18 protein-coding genes are annotated in these 17,310 nt (G+C 66.3%); 8 read left to right on the top strand and 10 right to left on the bottom strand.

From position 1 onward, the window contains the following. Positions 1 to 1,110, bottom strand: a complete 1,110-nt coding sequence (locus AC30QB_RS16950) for a class I SAM-dependent methyltransferase (protein ID WP_489547425.1) — start codon at positions 1,108 to 1,110, stop codon at positions 1 to 3. Between the two features lie 19 nt (positions 1,111 to 1,129). On the opposite strand from AC30QB_RS16950, the gene AC30QB_RS16945 reads away from it, so the two are divergent. Genes AC30QB_RS16945 through AC30QB_RS16930 form a run of 4 tightly spaced genes read left to right on the top strand, consistent with a single transcriptional unit; the run spans position 1,130 to position 3,837 of the window. Further along, the gene (locus tag AC30QB_RS16945) at positions 1,130 to 1,909 is read left to right on the top strand and encodes an SDR family oxidoreductase (RefSeq protein ID WP_489547424.1); all 780 of its coding nucleotides are present in this window, start codon (positions 1,130 to 1,132) and stop codon (positions 1,907 to 1,909) included. 1 nt (position 1,910) lies between these two features. Continuing rightward, the gene (locus AC30QB_RS16940; RefSeq protein WP_489547423.1) at positions 1,911 to 2,306 is read left to right on the top strand and encodes a dihydroneopterin aldolase; all 396 of its coding nucleotides are present in this window, start codon (positions 1,911 to 1,913) and stop codon (positions 2,304 to 2,306) included. Then, positions 2,306 to 3,202 (top strand): tRNA 2-thiocytidine(32) synthetase TtcA, encoded by an 897-nt coding sequence (ttcA, locus tag AC30QB_RS16935; protein ID WP_489547422.1) that lies wholly within the window; start codon positions 2,306 to 2,308, stop codon positions 3,200 to 3,202. The genes AC30QB_RS16940 and ttcA overlap by 1 nt, the downstream gene beginning before the upstream one ends. Positions 3,203 to 3,231: 29 nt before the next feature. Further along, positions 3,232 to 3,837 carry a DUF4136 domain-containing protein gene (locus AC30QB_RS16930; RefSeq protein ID WP_489547421.1) on the top strand — a complete coding sequence of 202 codons (606 nt, stop codon included), beginning with the start codon at positions 3,232 to 3,234 and terminating at the stop codon, positions 3,835 to 3,837. A 108-nt stretch (positions 3,838 to 3,945) separates the two neighbouring features. Here AC30QB_RS16930 and AC30QB_RS16925 read toward each other — a convergent pair whose 3' ends face one another. Continuing rightward, complete coding sequence (locus AC30QB_RS16925) at positions 3,946 to 4,821, bottom strand: DUF6279 family lipoprotein (protein ID WP_489547420.1); 876 nt, start codon at positions 4,819 to 4,821, stop codon at positions 3,946 to 3,948. Between AC30QB_RS16925 and glmU the strand changes: the two genes are divergently transcribed. Then, entirely contained in the window at positions 4,820 to 6,193 is a 1,374-nt protein-coding gene (gene glmU, locus AC30QB_RS16920; RefSeq protein WP_489547419.1) for a bifunctional UDP-N-acetylglucosamine diphosphorylase/glucosamine-1-phosphate N-acetyltransferase GlmU, read from the top strand. The genes AC30QB_RS16925 and glmU overlap by 2 nt on opposite strands. Positions 6,194 to 6,217: 24 nt before the next feature. Here the strand turns inward: glmU and AC30QB_RS16915 are convergent, their stop codons facing one another. From AC30QB_RS16915 to tsaB, 4 genes are all read right to left on the bottom strand, one after another. After that, positions 6,218 to 8,638 carry an EAL domain-containing protein gene (locus AC30QB_RS16915; RefSeq protein WP_489547418.1) on the bottom strand — a complete coding sequence of 807 codons (2,421 nt, stop codon included), beginning with the start codon at positions 8,636 to 8,638 and terminating at the stop codon, positions 6,218 to 6,220. 74 nt (positions 8,639 to 8,712) lie between these two features. Further along, the gene (locus AC30QB_RS16910; protein ID WP_489547417.1) at positions 8,713 to 9,492 is read right to left on the bottom strand and encodes a uracil-DNA glycosylase; all 780 of its coding nucleotides are present in this window, start codon (positions 9,490 to 9,492) and stop codon (positions 8,713 to 8,715) included. After that, positions 9,479 to 9,982, bottom strand: a complete 504-nt coding sequence (gene rimI, locus AC30QB_RS16905; protein ID WP_489547416.1) for a ribosomal protein S18-alanine N-acetyltransferase — start codon at positions 9,980 to 9,982, stop codon at positions 9,479 to 9,481. The genes AC30QB_RS16910 and rimI overlap by 14 nt, the downstream gene beginning before the upstream one ends. Continuing rightward, the gene (gene tsaB / locus AC30QB_RS16900) at positions 9,979 to 10,701 is read right to left on the bottom strand and encodes a tRNA (adenosine(37)-N6)-threonylcarbamoyltransferase complex dimerization subunit type 1 TsaB (RefSeq protein ID WP_489547415.1); all 723 of its coding nucleotides are present in this window, start codon (positions 10,699 to 10,701) and stop codon (positions 9,979 to 9,981) included. Before tsaB ends, rimI begins: the two co-directional genes overlap by 4 nt. A 55-nt stretch (positions 10,702 to 10,756) precedes the next feature. Here tsaB and dacB point away from each other — a divergent pair, with 55 nt between their 5' ends. Beyond that, complete coding sequence (gene dacB / locus AC30QB_RS16895; protein WP_489547414.1) at positions 10,757 to 12,301, top strand: D-alanyl-D-alanine carboxypeptidase/D-alanyl-D-alanine endopeptidase; 1,545 nt, start codon at positions 10,757 to 10,759, stop codon at positions 12,299 to 12,301. A gap of 4 nt (positions 12,302 to 12,305) precedes the next feature. Next, positions 12,306 to 12,587: a SemiSWEET transporter gene (locus AC30QB_RS16890; protein ID WP_489547413.1), complete on the top strand. Its 282-nt coding sequence runs from the start codon at positions 12,306 to 12,308 to the stop codon at positions 12,585 to 12,587. A 6-nt stretch (positions 12,588 to 12,593) separates the two neighbouring features. Here AC30QB_RS16890 and AC30QB_RS16885 read toward each other — a convergent pair whose 3' ends face one another. From AC30QB_RS16885 to purE, 4 genes are read right to left on the bottom strand one after another with little or no spacing between them, the layout of a single operon-like run. Then, positions 12,594 to 13,577 (bottom strand): hypothetical protein, encoded by a 984-nt coding sequence (locus AC30QB_RS16885; RefSeq protein WP_489547412.1) that lies wholly within the window; start codon positions 13,575 to 13,577, stop codon positions 12,594 to 12,596. Positions 13,578 to 13,606: 29 nt separating this feature from the next. Beyond that, positions 13,607 to 14,599, bottom strand: a complete 993-nt coding sequence (locus AC30QB_RS16880; RefSeq protein WP_489547411.1) for an L-threonylcarbamoyladenylate synthase — start codon at positions 14,597 to 14,599, stop codon at positions 13,607 to 13,609. Positions 14,600 to 14,618: 19 nt separating this feature from the next. Further along, positions 14,619 to 15,782 carry a 5-(carboxyamino)imidazole ribonucleotide synthase gene (locus tag AC30QB_RS16875; RefSeq protein ID WP_489547410.1) on the bottom strand — a complete coding sequence of 388 codons (1,164 nt, stop codon included), beginning with the start codon at positions 15,780 to 15,782 and terminating at the stop codon, positions 14,619 to 14,621. Further along, entirely contained in the window at positions 15,779 to 16,243 is a 465-nt protein-coding gene (gene purE / locus AC30QB_RS16870) for a 5-(carboxyamino)imidazole ribonucleotide mutase (protein WP_489547563.1), read from the bottom strand. The genes AC30QB_RS16875 and purE overlap by 4 nt, the downstream gene beginning before the upstream one ends. A 121-nt stretch (positions 16,244 to 16,364) precedes the next feature. On the opposite strand from purE, the gene AC30QB_RS16865 reads away from it, so the two are divergent. Further along, positions 16,365 to 17,306: a tetratricopeptide repeat protein gene (locus AC30QB_RS16865; RefSeq protein WP_489547409.1), complete on the top strand. Its 942-nt coding sequence runs from the start codon at positions 16,365 to 16,367 to the stop codon at positions 17,304 to 17,306. Positions 17,307 to 17,310: the final 4 nt, after the last annotated feature.

Below are 17,310 nucleotides of genomic sequence, written 5' to 3'. Positions count from 1 at the left end.
TCACAGCCTGTGCGTCCGGTCGCCCTGGGTAAAGCCCAGCGTGTCGGCGGTGAAAGCGGCATCGCAGCCACGCGCAAAGCCGATCACCTTGAAGAGCTCGCCCATCTCGTGCTCGGTGATGAGCTTTTGCGCGTGGGCGATGCTGCGCACGTCGGCGCCTTGCAGCATGTCCATCAGGCCGCAGTTCAGCAGAAAGCGCGCTTGCGAGGTGTAGCCCAGCACTTCAAGGCCGGCGTTTTGCGCGGCCAGCGCAATGCCGGTGAAGTTGACGTGGGCCGTGATGTCTTTCTGGCCCACGTCGACCAGCGGGTCGGTGTCGGCCAGGTGGGCGCGGTGGCACATCAGCGTGCCGCCGCTGCGCTGCGGGTGGTAGTACTCGGCCTCGGGGAAGCCGTAGTCGATGAAGAAGGCCGCGCCGCGCTGCAGGCGGTCGCCCAGCGTGGCGATGAAGGCCTCGGCCTGAGGGTGGATCTCGGTCACGGTGTCGGGCGCGAATGGGCCTTCGTGCGGCGGGCGCAAATCGGTGGGCTGATCGCGCCAAGCGTAGCCGTCGCCTTCACGCGTGACGCCGCGCTCGAACCACTGCGCGCCGTTGAAGTGCAGCAGCTGCACCGGCATTGCATCGAGCACCTCGTTGCCCACAATCACACCGCTCAACGACTCGGGCAAGGCATCGACCCACTGCACCACGTCGCCAAAGCGCGCCAGCCGCTCTCGCTGCCGCTGGCGCAGGCTGCCCGAGAGGTCGACGATGGTGTAGCGCGACACCACGGCCCCCAGCTCATCGAGCAGTTGCTCGGCCAAGGCGCCCGAGCCGGCACCGAATTCCCACAGCTCGCTGCTGTCGCTGGCCACCAGCGCCTGCGCCACCTGCAGTGCGAGCGCGCGGCCGAACAGGGGCGACAGCTCGGGTGCGGTGACGAAGTCGCTGCCCGACTGCGGCATCAGGCCGAACTTGCGGCTGTCGTTGGCGTAGTAGCCCAGGCCCGGCGCGTACAAGGCCATCGCCATGAAGCGGTCAAAGGGCAGGAACCCGCCCGCGCGCTCGATTGCCCGGTCGATCAACCGGGAAAGCACGGCCGATACACTGGCGGACTCATTGGAAATCATTCGCGCATTGTAGAAAGCCATGTCCGAGCGCCCCGTCGTTCTAGTCACCGGCGCAGCCCGTCGCCTGGGCCGCGAGATTGCGCTCGACCTGGCGGGGCATCGCTTCGATGTGGCCGTGCACTACCGGCACTCGCGCGACGACGCTGAAGCCACCGTGGCGCAAGCCCGCGCAGCTGGTGCGCAAGCGGCCAGCTTCGCGGCCGACCTGTCCGACGAAGCAGCCTGCCGCGCGCTGGTGCCGGCCGTGCTGTCGCAGTTCAAGCGGCTCGATGCCGTGGTCAACAGCGCCTCGACCTTCGAGTACGACAGCCCCGAGCGCTTCAGCTACGCCACCATGAACACCCACTGGCGCGCCAATACCGGCCCCGCCGTGCTCTTGTCGCAGGCTCTGCACGAGCACCTGTTGGCCAACCATCGCACCGGCTGCGTGGTCAACCTGCTTGACCAGAAGCTCTTCAACCTCAACCCCGACTACTTCTCGTACACGCTCTCCAAGGCCGCGCTGCAAGCTGCCACGGTGATGCTGGCACAGGCGTTTGCGCCCACGCTGCGGGTGTGCGGTGTGGCGCCGGGGGTGACGATGCTGTCGGGCGCCATGACGGGCGATGAATTCCAGCAGGCCCACCAACTCACACCGCTGCAGCGCTCGTCTACCCCGGCCGACATCGCCCATGCCGTGCGCTTTCTGATCGAGTCGCCGGCCATCACCGGCAGCACGCTGCTGGTCGATGGCGGCCAGCACTTGCAAGCCCAAGCACGCGATGTGATGTTCATCGCCAACCCGAACAAAGAGACCTGACATGCAAAGTCTTTTGGGCCACAACGACCTGCGCGACTGCCGCCGCCTCTTCTTGCGCAACTACGAGGTGTGGATCAACATCGGCGTGCACGATTTCGAGAAGCGTGGCGAGCAGCGCGTGTTGATCAATGTCGACCTCTACATCCCGCTGGCCGTCTCGACACCAAAGAACGACGAGCTCGACGAAGTGGTCGACTACGACTTCATGCGCCGCAGCATCGGCGTGCGCATCAAGCAAGGCCATGTGCACCTGCAAGAAACGCTGTGCGACGAGGTGCTGGCGTTGATGCTGGCCCACCCGCGCGTCAAGGCGGCACGGGTCTCGACTGAGAAACCCGATGTGTACCCCGACTGCGATGCGGTCGGCTGTGAAGTGTTTGGAATCAAGGACGTGTGATGGGTGCTGCACTGGACAAAGACGCCGCGAAAGAGGCGCTAGAGATCAACAAGCTTTCGAAGCGCCTGCACCGCCAGGTGGGCCACGCGATTGCCGACTTCAACATGATCGAAGACGGCGACAAGGTGATGGTGTGTGTGTCGGGCGGGAAAGACAGCTACGCCCTGCTCGACATCCTGACCAACCTGCAACAGCGAGCGCCGATTCGCTTCGAGCTTGTGGCAGTCAACCTCGACCAGAAGCAGCCGGGCTTTCCCGACCATGTGCTGCCCGAGTACTTGAAGGCACGCGGCGTGCCCTTTCGCATCGAGACCCAAGACACTTACTCCATCGTCAAGCGGCTGATCCCCGAGGGCAAGACCATGTGCAGCCTGTGCTCGCGCCTGCGCCGCGGCATCTTGTACCGCGTGGCGGGCGAGCTGGGTGCGACCAAGGTGGCGCTGGGCCACCACCGCGACGACATGATCCAGACGCTGTTCATGAACATGTTTTTCGGCAGCCGCATCAAGAGCATGCCGCCCAAGCTGGTGAGCGACGACGGTAAAAACATCATCATCCGCCCGCTGGCCTATGTGGCCGAAACCGATCTTGAGCGCTGGGCCGCGCACCGGCAGTTCCCCATCATCCCGTGCACCCTGTGCGGCAGCCAGGACAACCTGCAGCGCGTGCAGATCAAACAGATGCTGCGCGACTGGGACAAGCGCTTCCCCGGGCGCATCGACAACCTCTTCACTGCCATGGGCAACATCACGCCCTCGCACATGATGGACCGGAACCTCTACCCTTTCACCACACTCAAAACCACGGGCGTGCCCGATGCAGGTGGCGATGTGGCCTTCGACGACGAAGAGATCTGCGCACCGCCGAGCGCCGTCATCAAGTTCCAGGGGAATTGACCCCTCCCTCAACCCTGTGGAGGTCGAACATGAAGCTGTTGTCGTCTGTTTCTCTTGTGACCCTGCTGAGCCTGGCAGCCGCCCTCTCGGCTTGTACCGGCCTCAACGTCGTCGAGAGCGAGGTCTCGACCTACAGCCAGTGGCCTGTGGAGCGCAAGCCCAGCACCTTTGCCTTCGAGCGCTTGCCATCGCAACAGGCGCGCCCGCAAGAGCAGACCGAGCTCGAAGCCGTGGCCCGGCCGGCGCTATTGAGCGCGGGCTTTCGTGAGGTGGCCGATGTGAAAGAGGCCGACCTCACCGTGCAGGTGGGTGCGCGCGTCTCGCGTGCCGACCGCATGCCCTACGACGACCCGTTTTGGTGGCGTGGCGGCTTCTACGGCCCGCGCTTTGGGCGCCCCCCGTTCTGGGGGCCTGGCTATTCAGTGCTCTACGACAGCCCACGCTACGACCGCGAGGTGGCCGTGTTGATACGCGACCGGCAAAGCAACCAGCCCTTGTACGAAGCGCGTGCCAGCAGCGACGGTCTGTCGGTGGGCGGCAACCAGCTGATGGCGGCGATGTTCCAGGCAGCGATGAAGGACTTCCCGCACGCCGGCATCAACCCGCGCCGCGTCAGCGTGCAACTGCCCGGGTAGATGCACGCCGAGCAGCGGCGTGCCCCATCAAGCAACGCCCGCGGAGCTGGCTTTGCCAGTCCGCAGGGTGGCGCCCCTTGGGGGCAAGAGCGATAGCGACTGGGGGGCCTATTTATCAGCCGCCAGCGCGCGGGCGTCTTCTTCCCATGACTTGAGCTTCTTCACCGCCGCCAGTTTTTGATCGCGGCTGGTGCTGTTGTGCAGCTGCGCGGCCAGCATGCAGTTGTACTGGCCCAGGCGCTCTTGGTAGCGCACGTAGATCTCGCGCGGAGAGCGCTGCACGTGCTGCACCAGCACGCGCAGCGCCGCCTGGGTCTGGTCGGCCGGTGAGCGCTCGATGACCAGGCGGCGCAGTGTCTTCAGCGCATCTTGCTGGCGCAGCATGCGCTCGCTGAGCCACAGCTGCGGGTCGAAGGGCGAGGCCGCCACGCCGCGCCTGAGCTGCTCGATCTGCGCATCTTCTAGATCGCCGTAGAGCATCTCGGCCCGCTCCAGAGCGCGCTTCAGCGACTTCTTCAGCCGCTCTTCGGGGTCGCTTTGCAGGTAGTCGCTGCGAAATTCCTTGTTGACCTTGGCGTACTTGCGCTCCATGTACGCAATCTGCGGCAGCGTGAGGCCTTGCACGAGCTCTACCGCGGCCGGCAGGGCGCGCTCGATCATCGGGTCGACCCGCGCCCAGGCTTCGTCGTAGAGGCGGCACACCTGGGCCGGCGAAACGGGCTCGGTGGCCTGCGCCTGCAAGCGCACGAGGAACTGGGCGTAGTCGGGCAACTGGGTGGCGCGGTGCCATTGAAACCAGGCGCCGAGCGCATCGCGTGCGCGGGGGGTCTGCGCCTCGTTGAAGTCAGCATAGCCGTCCAGCCACCAGTAGGCGAGATCAGGCCCCTGGCCATAGGCGAAGCGCACCGCGCCGCACCCTGAAAGCAGGGTGGCAAGCACCAGCAGCGAACCGATAATCAGCCTATTCCACAAAGGACGTTGCATGGCGCTCGACATCGTGATCATGGCCGCGGGCAAAGGCACCCGCATGAAATCCAGCTTGCCCAAGGTCTTGCATACGCTGGCCGGTCGCAGTTTATTGCAGCACGTGCTGCATACCGCCGCATCGCTTCGGGCCGATCGCATCATCACCATCACCGGGCATGGCGCCGATCAGGTCGAAGCGGCCGTGCAGGCGCCAAATTTGCAGTTCGTGCGCCAAATGCCGCAGCTGGGCACTGGCCACGCCGTGCAGCAGGCCGTGCCTGCGCTGCATGCAGAAGGCACAACGCTGATCTTGAACGGCGACGTGCCGCTGATCGCCGCCAGCACGGCGCGTGGGCTCATTGAAGCCTGCGGTGGCACCAAGCTCGCCCTGCTCACCATCGCGCTGAACGACCCCACCGGCTACGGCCGCATCGTGCGCAGCGGGAACGCGGTGCGCGCCATCGTCGAGCACAAAGACGCCACACCCGCGCAGCGCGAGATTCGCGAGATCTACACCGGCATCATGGCCGTGCCCACCGCCGCGCTGAAACGCTGGCTGTCGCAGCTGACGAACGACAACGTGCAGGGCGAGTACTACCTGACCGACATCGTCGCCATGGCGGTGGCCGATGGCACGCCTGTGGTCGCCGCGCAGCCGAAGAGCGAGGCCGAAGTGCTGGGCGTGAACAGCCCGTTGCAGCTGGCCGACCTGGAGCGGCGCCACCAGCGAGCGCTGGCAGAGGGTCACATGGAAGCCGGTGTGCGCCTGGCCGACCCGGCGCGGTTTGACGTGCGCGGCGAGTTGCACTGCGGCAGCGATGTCGAGATCGACGTCAACTGCGTGTTCGAAGGCCAGGTGCATCTGGCTGACGGCGTTCACATCGGCGCCAACTGCGTGATCCGCAACGCCCGCATCGGCAAGGGCGTGGTGATCCACCCCTTCACCCACATTGATGGCGACACGCAAGGCGTGAGCGTGGGTGCCGGCTCGCTGATCGGCCCCTTCGCTCGCCTGCGGCCCGGTGCCGAGCTGGGCGAAGAAGTGCACATCGGCAACTTCGTCGAGGTCAAGAACTCCACCCTCGCCAAGGGCGCCAAGGCCAACCATCTCGCCTACCTGGGCGACGCCACCGTGGGTGAGCGCGTGAACTACGGCGCTGGCAGCATCACCGCCAACTACGACGGTGCCAACAAGCACCGCACCGTGATCGGCAACGATGTGCACGTGGGCAGCAACTGCGTGCTGGTGGCTCCGGTCACGCTGGGTGACGGCGCCACCATCGGCGGCGGCTCCACCATCAGCAAGAACGTGGCCGCCGGCGACCTGGCTGTGGCACGCGGCAAGCAAATGGCGCTCTCGGGCTGGGTGCGGCCGAAGAAGCAGCGCTGAAACCGCGACTGTGAGCCTGGGCCCTCAGACCAGGCGCTTGGCTTGTGCGGCCTGGGCCCAAGCTTGAAACTCGGCCAGCGGCAGGGGTGCACTGATAAACGTGCCCTGCAGCTCGTCGCAGTCGAGTCGGGTAAGGAAGGCACGCTGGGCTTCGGTCTCCACACCTTCGGCGATGACCGCCAGGCCCAGTCCACGCGCCATCTGCACGATGGCACGCGCAATCGCCGCCGAATCGGTCTCGCTGGGCAGGCCAAGCACGAACGAGCGGTCTATCTTCATCTTGTCGATCGGCAGCTCTTTCAAGTGCGCGAGCGACGAATAGCCAGTGCCGAAATCGTCGACCGAGATGCGTATGCCCAGCGCCTTCAGCTCGCTGAGCTTGCGCTTCACTTCAGGCAGGTCGTCCATCAGCATGCGCTCGGTGAGCTCGAATTCGAGCAGGTCGCCGCTCACGCCTTCTTCGGCCAGCAGCTGCTCGATGAGTGCCGTGAACCCGCTGGTCTGGAACTGCACGGTGGAGAGGTTGACCGCCACCGGCACGTCCGCCAGGCCGGCAGCTCGCCAATCGCGTGCGCAGCGCGCCGCCTGGCGCAGCACCCATTGGCCGATGGGCAGCATGAGCCGCTGCTGCTCGGCCAATGGAATGAAGGCATCGGGCAGCAACAGGCCGCGCTCGGGGTGGTTCCAGCGAATCAGCGCTTCGGCACACACCAGCACGCCATCGCGCGCACGCACCTGCGGCTGGAAGTGCAACACGAACTCGCCGCGCGCCAAGGCCTGCGCCATCTGGCTTTCGAGTACCAGAGCGGCATAGGCCGAGCTCGCCATCTCGGAGGTGAAGAACTGAAAGTTGGCGCGCCCGCGCGACTTGGCCAGGTACATGGCGGTGTCGGCGTTCTTGATCAGGTCGTCGGCCGTCTCGCCGTCGTACGGGAACATAGAGATGCCAATCGAGGGCGTGACCGAGATCAGCCGGCCGTCGGCATTCACCGGCACCTCGATGGCGGCGAGCAGCTTCTGCGCCACCTCTTCCACGTCCATGCGCTGCAGGGTGTGCGGCAGCAACACGATGAACTCGTCGCCGCCGAAGCGCGCTACCACGTCAGTGGTGCGCAGGGCTTCGGTGATGCGCCGGGCGATGGTCTGCAGCAGCGTGTCGCCCACCAAGTGACCTAGTGAATCGTTGACGCGCTTGAAGTGGTCGAGGTCGATGAAGAGCAGCGCCACCTGCGAGTCGTTGCGGCGCGCCGCGGCGATCATGTGGCCCAGGTGCTCCATCAGGCTCAGGCGGTTGGGCATGCCTGTGAGCGCGTCGTGGTGCGCCATGTGCTGGATGTGCGCCTGCGCGGCATGGCGGTCGCGTATGTCGCGGATGATGCTCATGCGCATGCGCTCGCCATGGCGCTCCAAAGTGCGCACCATGTACTCAATGGGCATGCGGCGACCGTCTTTGTGCAAGATGACGGTCTCGTAGTTGTTTTCTTCGCCGGCTTCCATCACCGACGACACCTTGGCCAGCTGGTCTGCGGGCAAGAAGTCGAAAATGTGGCGGCCCAGCAGCTCGTCGAGCGTGTAGCCGAGGAGCTCGCACAACGGCCCGTTGGCGTCGGTCAGATAACCATCTTTGTGGAACAGGATGCCCTCGACGCTCGCCTGCATGAACTTGCTCAAGCGCTCTTCCGACTCGCGCACCGACTGCTCAGCCAGGCGGTGCTTGGTGATGTCGCTGATGAGCACGAAGGCCGCCAGCATCGTGCCGTCGGGCCCGAGGTGGGGGATGAGGTTGACCTCCAGCCACAGCCGCTTGCCGTCGGCGCCACGCAGGTCGCGCTCGTACGAGGTGGGCTTGTGCTCGGTCAACACGTAGTCGACATAGGGCTGGATGACGTCGGCCGCGTCTTTGCCGATGATCTCGGCAAAGGTGCGGCCCAGCACCGAGTGCTCGTCGAAGCCAAAGGTCTGGGCGTAGCGCTTGTTGGCAAACAGACAACGAAAGCCGCTCGCCTCGAACGAGGAGATCAGCACCGGCACGTTGTCGGCGAGCAGCTGGAACTGGTCGGCACGGGCACGGGCCGAAAGCTCGGCGAGTCGCGAGGCCGTTACGTCATGCACAGCGCACAGGTAGCACGCCGACACGGCCAGCCAGCGTGCGCTGCAATCGAGCCAGGCATCGGCCCACGACGCATTGCGCGAGCGCGGCAGGCGCAGGTTGAGCGTGAAATCACTGCGGGTCGCCAGCGCTTCTGTGAGCGCCGAGGCCGAGTCGGCACTCAGCAAGGCAGGCAGGGCGAGCGTTACGCCGGGCGCGGGCGCGACGCCGCTGAACTCGGTGAAGGCGCGGTTGGCGCGCAGCACTTCGCCCTCGGCAGACAACCAGACCAGCATGCATGGCAGCGTGTCTGCATCCGGCAGATCACTGGCGCGCAAGAGGGGGTTCTGGGTCATGAACGGCGGTGCGTGCTTGTGAAAGCGGCGTGGGGGGAGGTGCGCAGCCATGATAGCTGGCGCCTTGCGCCACCTCAGGGGGCGGGGGCCTGCAGCACCTCGCGCGCCAGGCAGAGGTCGTCCCAGGAGCGGGCTTTGTCTTCCGGGTTGCGCAGCAGGTAGGCGGGGTGATAAGTGACGACCAGTGGAACGCCCTGGTACTGGTGCACGCGGCCGCGCAAACGCCCGATGGGCTCGGTACTGCGCAGCAGGCTTTGCACAGCGAAGCGCCCCATCGCCAGGATGATGCGCGGCTGCACCAGCGCGATCTGGCGGACGAGAAAGGGCTCGCATTGCGCGAGCTCGGCCGGCTCGGGGTTGCGGTTGCCGGGCGGGCGGCACTTCACGGTGTTCGCGATGTAGACCTGCTGTTCGGCCGGCGCATCGCTGCGCGTGAGGCCCAAGGCGCGCAGCATGTTGTCGAGCAACTGGCCGGACTTGCCGACGAAGGGCTCGCCTTGCTGGTCTTCTTGCTCGCCGGGCGCCTCGCCCACGATCATCCAGTGCGCGCGCTCGTGGCCCACACCAAACACGGTCTGCGTGCGGCCGGTGCACAGCTTGCAGGCGGTGCAGCCAGCCACAATCTCGCGCAAGGCAGGCCAAGCCATGGTCTCGACACCGACGAGGCGTGAACCGGTCTCGGCTTGCAGGAGCGCAACGGGAGTCTCGCGGGCTGCAGGCTGCGCCGGCGCGGCACGGGCTTGCGTGACAGGCTCTGCAGTCGGCGCAGCGGAACCCGCGGCGGGCTCGGGCGTGCGCCAGACGCGTATCCCCATCTCGTCGAGCATGGCCACCTGGCGATCACTCCAGCCCATCGCGCGCTCCCTTCAGCACGAAGCTCATCACGACGGCATCTTCGCGGCCGCTGGCATGCGTGCTGCGAGCGGCCGGGTAGTAGCCGCGGCGCAAGCCGACATGGGTGAAACCATAGCGCTCGTAGATGGCGCGAGCGCGCAGGTTGCTCTCGCGCACTTCGAGCCAGATCTGCTGCGCGCGCCTGGTGCGGCTGAGGGTGCACAGCTCGTCGAGCATGAAACGCGCGTGGCCCTGGCCTTGCACAGCAGGCGCCACGGTGATGTTGAGCAGGTGCAGCTCGTCCACACCTTCCATGCCGATGAAATAACCGAGCAGCTCGCCTTGCGCGCCGTAGAGCACCTGCGCGGGGTAGCCCGCGGCGAGCGAGTCGATGAAGTTGCCGCGCGTCCAGGGGAAGGGGTAGGCCGCGAGCTCGATCGCGAGCACGGCATCAATCTGCTTGACCGTCAGTGGCAGAAGCAGACGCTCGTCGCGCAGCACGGCACTCACAAGGCACCCTCTTTCGCAAGCCGAATGACTTCGCGCTCGGCGGTGGTCTGGGCCACCTTGTCGCGCAGGTAGACGGGCAAGGCCTGTGCAGCATCCACCGCAGCACCGTCGGCCCACAGCTGCTGGGCCAACTGGGCCAGGGCTTGCGCGCGCGACCGAGGCTGGGGCAAGCGCGTGGCAGAGTGGGTGTTCAGGCGGTCGCCGAATGCATCGAGTGCCGAGCCGGCCACCGCTTCTGGCGGTGCAGCTCGCCAACGCTCGTTGAGCGCATCCACCGCATACAGCGCGGGTGCAATCTGCACCAACCAGCGATCACCCTGAAGGCGGTAAGCGCCGGCGTAGATCTCGTCCATGCGCGCATCCATGGCGACCCAGACTTCGCGGGTCTCGCTGTCTGCCTGCTGGCTGCGGGCGTCTTCGGCCACCAGCATCAGGCTGTCTACGGGCAGCACGGGCTTGCCGGCCCCGAAGGCCAGGCCTTGCGCCACCGAGCATGCCGTGCGCAGGCCTGTGAAAGCGCCCGGGCCTCGGCCGAACGCAATGGCATCGAGCTGGGCCAGCGTGCAGCCAGCCTCTGCAAGCAAGGCCAGGAGGTCGGGAATCAATCGCGCCGAAGCCTGAGCGCCGCCCACCGACTCGCGCACGCGCACGCCCTGCGGCGAGCACAGCGCGATGCTCATCGATTCGGTGGAGGTGTCGAATGCCAGCAGGTGGGCCATGGGCGAAGTCTACCGGGCAGGTTTGCGCGCCCGACGTGCATGCGATCATTCCCGCATGCTCATTCGCCCTCTTTTGCGCGGCCTCGCGGCCGCCTTGTTCGTGCTCGCCGCGCAAGCGGGTGCAGGCCCCCTGCCACCGGAAGTCGAAGCCGCTCTGCAACGCGCGAATGTGCCGCGCGAATCGCTGGTGGTGGTGGCGCAAGAAGTGGGGGCCGCCAGGCCACGCCTGAGCTGGCAAGCGCAGACGCCGGTCAACCCCGCGTCGCTGATGAAGCTGCTCACCACCACCGCGGCACTCGACTTGCTCGGCCCGGCCTGGAGCTGGACCACCTCGGTGTGGATTCAAGGCCCCGCACTCAATGGCGTGCTCGACGGCAACCTGGTCATCAAGGGCAACGGCGACCCCAAGCTCGTGCAAGAGCGGCTGTGGCAGCTGCTGCGCCGCGTGCAGCAGCTGGGCGTGCGTGAGATCCGCGGCGACATCGTGCTCGACCGCAGCGCCTTCACCCTGCCGCCGCACAACCCGGCCGAGTTCGACAACGAGCCCTACCGCCCGTCGAACGTGGGCCCCGATGCCTTGCTGATCAACTACAAATCGGTGCTGCTGACCTTCACGCCCGATGCGGCGCGGGGCATCGCCATCGTGTCCAGCGAGCCACCGCTGGCGGGCGTGCGCATCGACGTGAGCGTGCCGCTCTCCAATGGTGTGTGTGACGACTGGCGCGGCGCCCTCAAGCCCGACTTCAACGACCCGCTGCGCATGCGCTTTCTGGGCAGCTACAGCGCCAGTTGTGGCGAGAAGCAATGGCCCGCCGCCTACGCCGACCCCAAGAGCTTCAACGCGCGTGCGCTGGCTGGCCTGTGGCGTGAGATGGGCGGCAAGCTGATGGGCCGTGTGCGCGATGGCGCAGCGCCTGGCGAGCCGCCGAGCTTCGAGCTGAGCTCGCCGCCGCTGGCCGAGGTGATCCGCGACATCAACAAGTACAGCAACAACGTGATGGCGCAGCAGCTGTTCCTGACACTGGCCTACACGCAGCGCGGCGTGGGCACGCCCGAGCAGGCGCGCGACGTGCTGCGCGCTTGGGTGGCAGAGCGCTACGGCGACCCCGGCCGCGGGCTGGTGGTCGACAACGGCTCGGGGCTGTCGCGCGACGCACGCGTCACGGCCCAGCTGCTGGTGCGGGTGCTGCAAGCCACCTACGCGGGCCCGTCCATGCCCGAGATGATGAGCTCACTGCCGGTGACCGGCATCGACGGCACCCTGCGCCGCTCACGCAACAGCGCCACCGGACGCGCCCATCTGAAAACCGGCTCTCTGCGCGACGTGGTGGGCGTGGCAGGCTATGTGCTGAGTACCGGTGGGCGGCGTTACGTGCTGGTGGCAATCGTCAACCACCCGAACGCCAACGCGGCACGGCCGGCCCTGGAAGCGCTGGTGCAGTGGACGGCGGGTGATTTCAGCCCATTGCCGGAGCCTTTGCCTTTGCCCTTGCCTTTGCCAATACTGCCGGTGCCGCCATCCACGCTGGCGCCAGTGTCAGCGCCCGCACCGACACCCGTGCCGCCACCCGTTTCAAGCCCCACCGCGGGGCAAGACTGATTTCATGATCACCAACACCGAATGGCTGGGCTACGCAGCCGCCTCACTCACCACCGGGTCGTTCGCGCTGCAGGCCTGGCACACCTTCCGCACGCGCGACGTGAGCGGCATTTCGCTCGGCATGTACAGCGCCTTCACGCTGGGCGTGGCGCTGTGGCTGGTCTACGGGATGGTGCTGCGCTCATGGCCGATCACGCTGGCCAACATCATCACCTTGATGCTCGCGTTGAGCATCCTCGCCATGAAGCTGGTGATCGACACCCGGCGGCGCAAGCGCGCCGCCTGAGGGCGGTCAAAACGGGTTGCTGCGCGCCCGGCTCACGGCCAACCCGCCAAGACGGCTCTGAGCACTGGCTCCCAGATGCAGCGCGTCAGCCCACAGCCAGTCGGCCCCGTAAGAAGTGGCCACGGCTGTACTGTCAAGGGTGATCACAGTGCAGTCGGTGATGGCAGCCGTGGCGCAGACCGGCTTGTCAATGACATTGAACCCAAACGCGATTGGGTTGCGCACCATCGACAGCACCATTTCGTCGGCCAGTACCAAGCCCACGGCACGACCGCCGTCGCGCACATCCTGGAGCTTCAGCCGCAGTGCCGTATTGAAGAGCCTAGAAAGGTTCGACAGCTGCGCCACAGTTCCAGGTGCCCCCGCTTCTCTGCTGATCGCATAGGGCGTGAAACCCACGTCAGGGATGGTCGACACGATGACCTTCGCGCCCAGGTTGGTGATGCGCACCACCGCATCGCCGACCTGCCGACCTGCCAGTTCTGCTGCGGCACCCGGGTCAGCCGCGCCCTGAGCGGCATCGAGAATGTCTTTGGTACCGACCAGCACCGTTACGAGATCGGTGCTGGCAAAGGGACCGGCCGCCCCGAGAAAATTGTCTATCTGTCCATTGAGCGACGCAGCTTTGGCATCAACCACTGCCTGCATCGTCTGGTTGAGGGTTGCGAAGCCAGCCACAGGGCACTCCGCGAACGCAAACCTATACGAGTTTGCCAGCTGCTGTACCCAAATCAGGTTGCTATTGCATTCGAAAACGGGAGGCTGTCGCGGCGCGCTCACAGGCGGTGTCACGGTGCTGTCAGTGTCGAACACCAGACCATTGACTGTGTACTTTTTGCTGGACTGGATAAGACTGGACTCATCGCCAAACGCAATCACCCGCCGCGGCGCAAAAGATTCGATTTGCGTGCCGCCACCGCAAGACGCCAACAACACCGCCGCCAAACCGGCCATCACGGTGCTACGCACCACTTCCATCTTGAACTTCATGAACACTCCAAAAACCGGTTGAGTTGGGGTCAGGCCGCTGCGGCGCGCTGCAGCCGGTCGCGCACGCCGTCCCACTCGGGGGTGGCGGGCGGCTCTTCCACCCAGATGAGATGCGTACCCTGGTCATCCAGTTCACGCAAGGCTGAAAACAATTCGTGGGCCGCGGGCGCGGGCTCGGCGGGCATGGCGCGATAGAGGGCACCGCTCGCCGCGCTTCGTGGCACGGTGCGGCAATATACCGCCAGCTTCAAGGGCGAGGGTTGGGCGGAGCTCTGCAACACCTGCAAAGCGGTGCGCAGCGTGGCCGCCGGCATCAGGCGCAGCTTGGCGCGCGGGGCGTAATGCGCCTCCAGGGTGCCGGACGCACGCGGAGCGGCATCGTCGCGGGCTAGCAGTGGCTCGCCCGCCACCGCCTCCAGCCGGGTGCGGCTGAGCACGCCGGGGCGCAACAACACCGGGTGACCTCGGGTGCAGTCAACGATGCTCGACTCGATGCCGCCCTGACAGGCGCCACCGTCTAGCACCAGCAGCGCGTCGCCCAGCTCGTCGACCACATGGCGCGCCTGGGTGGGGCTGAGGCGGCCAAACCGGTTGGCACTCGGTGCTGCCACCCCTTTCACACCCAACGCACTGGCGGCCTTCAGCAAGGCATTGGCGACAGGGTGGCTGGGGCAGCGCAAGCCTATGCTGCCCTGCCCCCCCGCCGCGGCGCCCGCCAAGGTGGCCCGCCGAGGCACGATCACTGTCAAAGGCCCAGGCCACAAGGCTTCGGTGAGTCGGCGCGCCACGGTTGGCCAGCCAGCGGCAAACGCCTGCGCGTCTTCCAAAGAAGCCACGTGGACGATCAAGGGATGGTCGGCTGGCCGGCCCTTGGCGGCAAAGATCTTGGCCACGGCAGCATCGTCATCGGCCCGCGCGCCGAGCCCGTAGACAGTCTCAGTGGGAAAGCCCACCAGCTCGCCTGCCGCGAGGGCCTGGGCGGCGCGCGCAATGGCAGAGGCATCTAGTCCGTCCAGCAGCATGGGCGTCGGGGCGATCAACTCACCAAGCGGCCAGGCCCAACACCTCGGCCGCCCGCAAGGCAGCGGCGCGCGCCTCAGGCGGCGTGGCGGCGGTGAAGGTCAGGTGGCCCATCTTGCGGCCCCTGCGCGCACTGGCCTTGCCGTAAAGATGCAAATGAGCCCCTGGTAAGGCGAGGATTTGATCCCACGGAGGTGTGGCCTCGGTTTCGCCCTGGGCAAACCACAGGTCGCCGAGCAGGTTGAGCATCACGGCGCTGGAGTGCAGGCGCGGCGCAAGCAAAGGCGCGCCGGTGAGCGTGCGCACCTGCAGGTCGAACTGCGACAGGTCACAGGCATCGATCGTGTAATGACCCGAGTTGTGCGGGCGCGGTGCCATTTCGTTGGCGACCAAGCTGCCGTCTTGCAACACGAAGAACTCGACGCACAGCACGCCTACATAGCCCAGGGTGGCGGCGATCTTCTCGGCTGCCGCAATCGCCTGCTGCTGCACAGCGGGCGTTACATCGGGCGCTGGCACTTGCGTGACGGCGAGCACGCCGTCACGGTGCAGGTTTTGTTGCAGCGGGTAGTGCACCACCTCGCCATCGGCACCGCGGGCGACGATCACGCTCACTTCGTAGGCCAACGGCAGCATCTTCTCCAGCACGCAGGGCACCCGCTTCAGCTCGGCCCAGGCCGCGGCCAGCTCGCCCCGGTCGGCCACCCGCACCTGGCCCTTGCCGTCATAGCCCAAGCGAGCCGTCTTCAGCACGCCAGGCAGCAAGCTCTCGTGGACGGCCACCAGCTGCGCAGCCGTCTCAATCAACGCATGCGGGGCACAAGGCACGCCGCAGGTCACGAAATGGGCCTTTTCCAGCGCACGGTCCTGGCAGGTGGCGACTGCGTCACCGGAGGGCGCAACGGGGCGCTTTTTTCCCAACTGGCGCAGCGCCGCAGCAGGCACGTTCTCGAACTCGGTGGTGATGGCCGCGGCCACTTGCGACAGCTGCGACAGGCCCGCCTCGCTCAGGTAGTCGGCTTGCACGTGGTGGTGCGACACCAGGCCCGCCGGGCTGGTCGCGTCGGGGTCTAGCACCGCCGTGGCATAGCCCATTTGCTGCGCGGCGTGCACAAACATGCGGCCCAACTGGCCACCGCCCATCACGCCGAGGGTGGCGCCGGGAGCGATAAACCCGATGGTCATTTCAATTCAGCAGTCATCGCCCGCGCAGCTTCGGTCTGCTTGGCCCGGTAAGCCTCAAGCTGAGCACGCAAGGCCGGCTGATCGTGCGCCAGCATGGCCACGGCAAACAAGGCCGCGTTGGCCGCGCCGGCGTTGCCGATGGCAAAGGTGGCAACCGGGATGCCCTTGGGCATCTGCACGATGGAATGCAGTGAATCGACCCCTTGCAGATGGCGGCTCGCCACTGGCACACCCAGCACCGGCACAGTGGTTTTCGCGGCGAGCATGCCGGGCAGGTGGGCCGCACCACTAGCGCCGGCGATGATGGCGCGCAGGCCACGCGCTGCGGCGCTCTCGGCGTAAGCGAACATGTCGTCGGGCATGCGATGTGCCGAGACGACCCGGGCCTCGAAGGGGACACCGAACTCGGCGAGAATCTCGGTCGCGAGGCGCAAGGTTTCCCAGTCGCTGCTGGACCCCATCACCACGCCAACCACGGGGGCGCTGCTCAAGGCTCGCTCCAAGTGCTGAAGAACCTTGAATTGTAGGCGGGGCGGCGTCAACGCCCCGCTTTCACGCCCCAACCCACACCGCCGGAACACGATGGACATCACGATTCAAAACTTCGAGGCCGACCTGATCAAAGGGTCGATGCAGCAACCGGTGTTGCTCGACATCTGGGCGCCCTGGTGCGGCCCCTGCAAGGCGCTCACCCCGGTGCTCGAAAAGCTGGAAGCCGCCTACGCAGGCCGCTTCAAGCTGGCCAAGCTCAACGCTGACGAGCAGCCCGAGATTTCGAGCCAGCTGTCGCAGATGTTCGGTGTGCGCAGCATTCCGTTTTGCGTGATCTTCAAAGAAGGCCAGCCGGTCGACGGCTTCGTGGGTGCCTTGCCCGAAGCGCAGCTGCGTGAGTTCCTAGACCGCCATGTGCCCAGCGCCGATGAAGCGGCGGCCGAAGAAGACGTAGCGCTGGCCGAAGAGCTGCTGGCCGAGGGCGACCCCGAAAGCGCACTTGAAAAGCTGCAGGAAGCCGTGGCCATAGACCCCGCCAACGACACCGCGCGCTACGACTACCTGCGCTCCTTGCTGATGGCAGGCCGGGTGGCAGATGCACGCCGCGCCTTCGAGCCTGTGGCCAGCAAGGTGATGCTCGACAGCCGCTTGTCTGCCGCCGGCCACTGGATCGCCGCCTGCGAAAAGGCCGAGTCCGCGCGCGATACGCAAGCCCTGGGCGCCGCCATCACCGCAAACCGCCGCGACTTCGACGCACGCTTCGAGCTCGCGCAAACCCATTTCGCCGCCCAGCGCTACACACAGGCCATGGACGAGCTGTTAGAGATCGTGATGCGCGACAAGGCCTGGAACGGCGAGTTGGCCCGCAAAACCTATGTCGCCATCCTGGAGCTGATGGGCAAGCCCGCACCCGCCAAGTCCGAGGCCGCTGCGCCCAAGGGCACGCTGGAAGTGGCCGGCAAGATGGCCACCACGCCCACCGACCCGGTGGTCGATCAGTACCGGCGCAAGCTGAGCATGGCGCTGTTCTGAGCAG

Source organism: Rhizobacter sp. (assembly GCF_046595475.1).
In the GTDB taxonomy this organism is placed as follows: Bacteria; Pseudomonadota; Gammaproteobacteria; order Burkholderiales; family Burkholderiaceae_C; genus Rhizobacter.
The sequence above is the reverse complement of the archived record's forward strand: the minus strand, read 5'-3'. Positions and strand labels throughout refer to the sequence as shown.

Coding starts and splice junctions, on each gene's coding strand:
- AC30QB_RS16950 (WP_489547425.1), bottom strand. CDS start 1,110: ATGATTTCCAATGAGTCCGCCAGTGTATCGGCCGTGCTTTCCCGGTTG.
- AC30QB_RS16945 (WP_489547424.1), top strand. CDS start 1,130: ATGTCCGAGCGCCCCGTCGTTCTAGTCACCGGCGCAGCCCGTCGCCTG.
- AC30QB_RS16940 (WP_489547423.1), top strand. CDS start 1,911: ATGCAAAGTCTTTTGGGCCACAACGACCTGCGCGACTGCCGCCGCCTC.
- ttcA (WP_489547422.1), top strand. CDS start 2,306: ATGGGTGCTGCACTGGACAAAGACGCCGCGAAAGAGGCGCTAGAGATC.
- AC30QB_RS16930 (WP_489547421.1), top strand. CDS start 3,232: ATGAAGCTGTTGTCGTCTGTTTCTCTTGTGACCCTGCTGAGCCTGGCA.
- glmU (WP_489547419.1), top strand. CDS start 4,820: ATGGCGCTCGACATCGTGATCATGGCCGCGGGCAAAGGCACCCGCATG.
- AC30QB_RS16925 (WP_489547420.1), bottom strand. CDS start 4,821: ATGCAACGTCCTTTGTGGAATAGGCTGATTATCGGTTCGCTGCTGGTG.
- AC30QB_RS16915 (WP_489547418.1), bottom strand. CDS start 8,638: ATGACCCAGAACCCCCTCTTGCGCGCCAGTGATCTGCCGGATGCAGAC.
- AC30QB_RS16910 (WP_489547417.1), bottom strand. CDS start 9,492: ATGGGCTGGAGTGATCGCCAGGTGGCCATGCTCGACGAGATGGGGATA.
- tsaB (WP_489547415.1), bottom strand. CDS start 10,701: ATGGCCCACCTGCTGGCATTCGACACCTCCACCGAATCGATGAGCATC.
- dacB (WP_489547414.1), top strand. CDS start 10,757: ATGCTCATTCGCCCTCTTTTGCGCGGCCTCGCGGCCGCCTTGTTCGTG.
- AC30QB_RS16890 (WP_489547413.1), top strand. CDS start 12,306: ATGATCACCAACACCGAATGGCTGGGCTACGCAGCCGCCTCACTCACC.
- AC30QB_RS16885 (WP_489547412.1), bottom strand. CDS start 13,577: ATGAAGTTCAAGATGGAAGTGGTGCGTAGCACCGTGATGGCCGGTTTG.
- AC30QB_RS16880 (WP_489547411.1), bottom strand. CDS start 14,599: ATGCTGCTGGACGGACTAGATGCCTCTGCCATTGCGCGCGCCGCCCAG.
- AC30QB_RS16875 (WP_489547410.1), bottom strand. CDS start 15,782: ATGACCATCGGGTTTATCGCTCCCGGCGCCACCCTCGGCGTGATGGGC.
- purE (WP_489547563.1), bottom strand. CDS start 16,243: ATGGGGTCCAGCAGCGACTGGGAAACCTTGCGCCTCGCGACCGAGATT.
- AC30QB_RS16865 (WP_489547409.1), top strand. CDS start 16,365: ATGGACATCACGATTCAAAACTTCGAGGCCGACCTGATCAAAGGGTCG.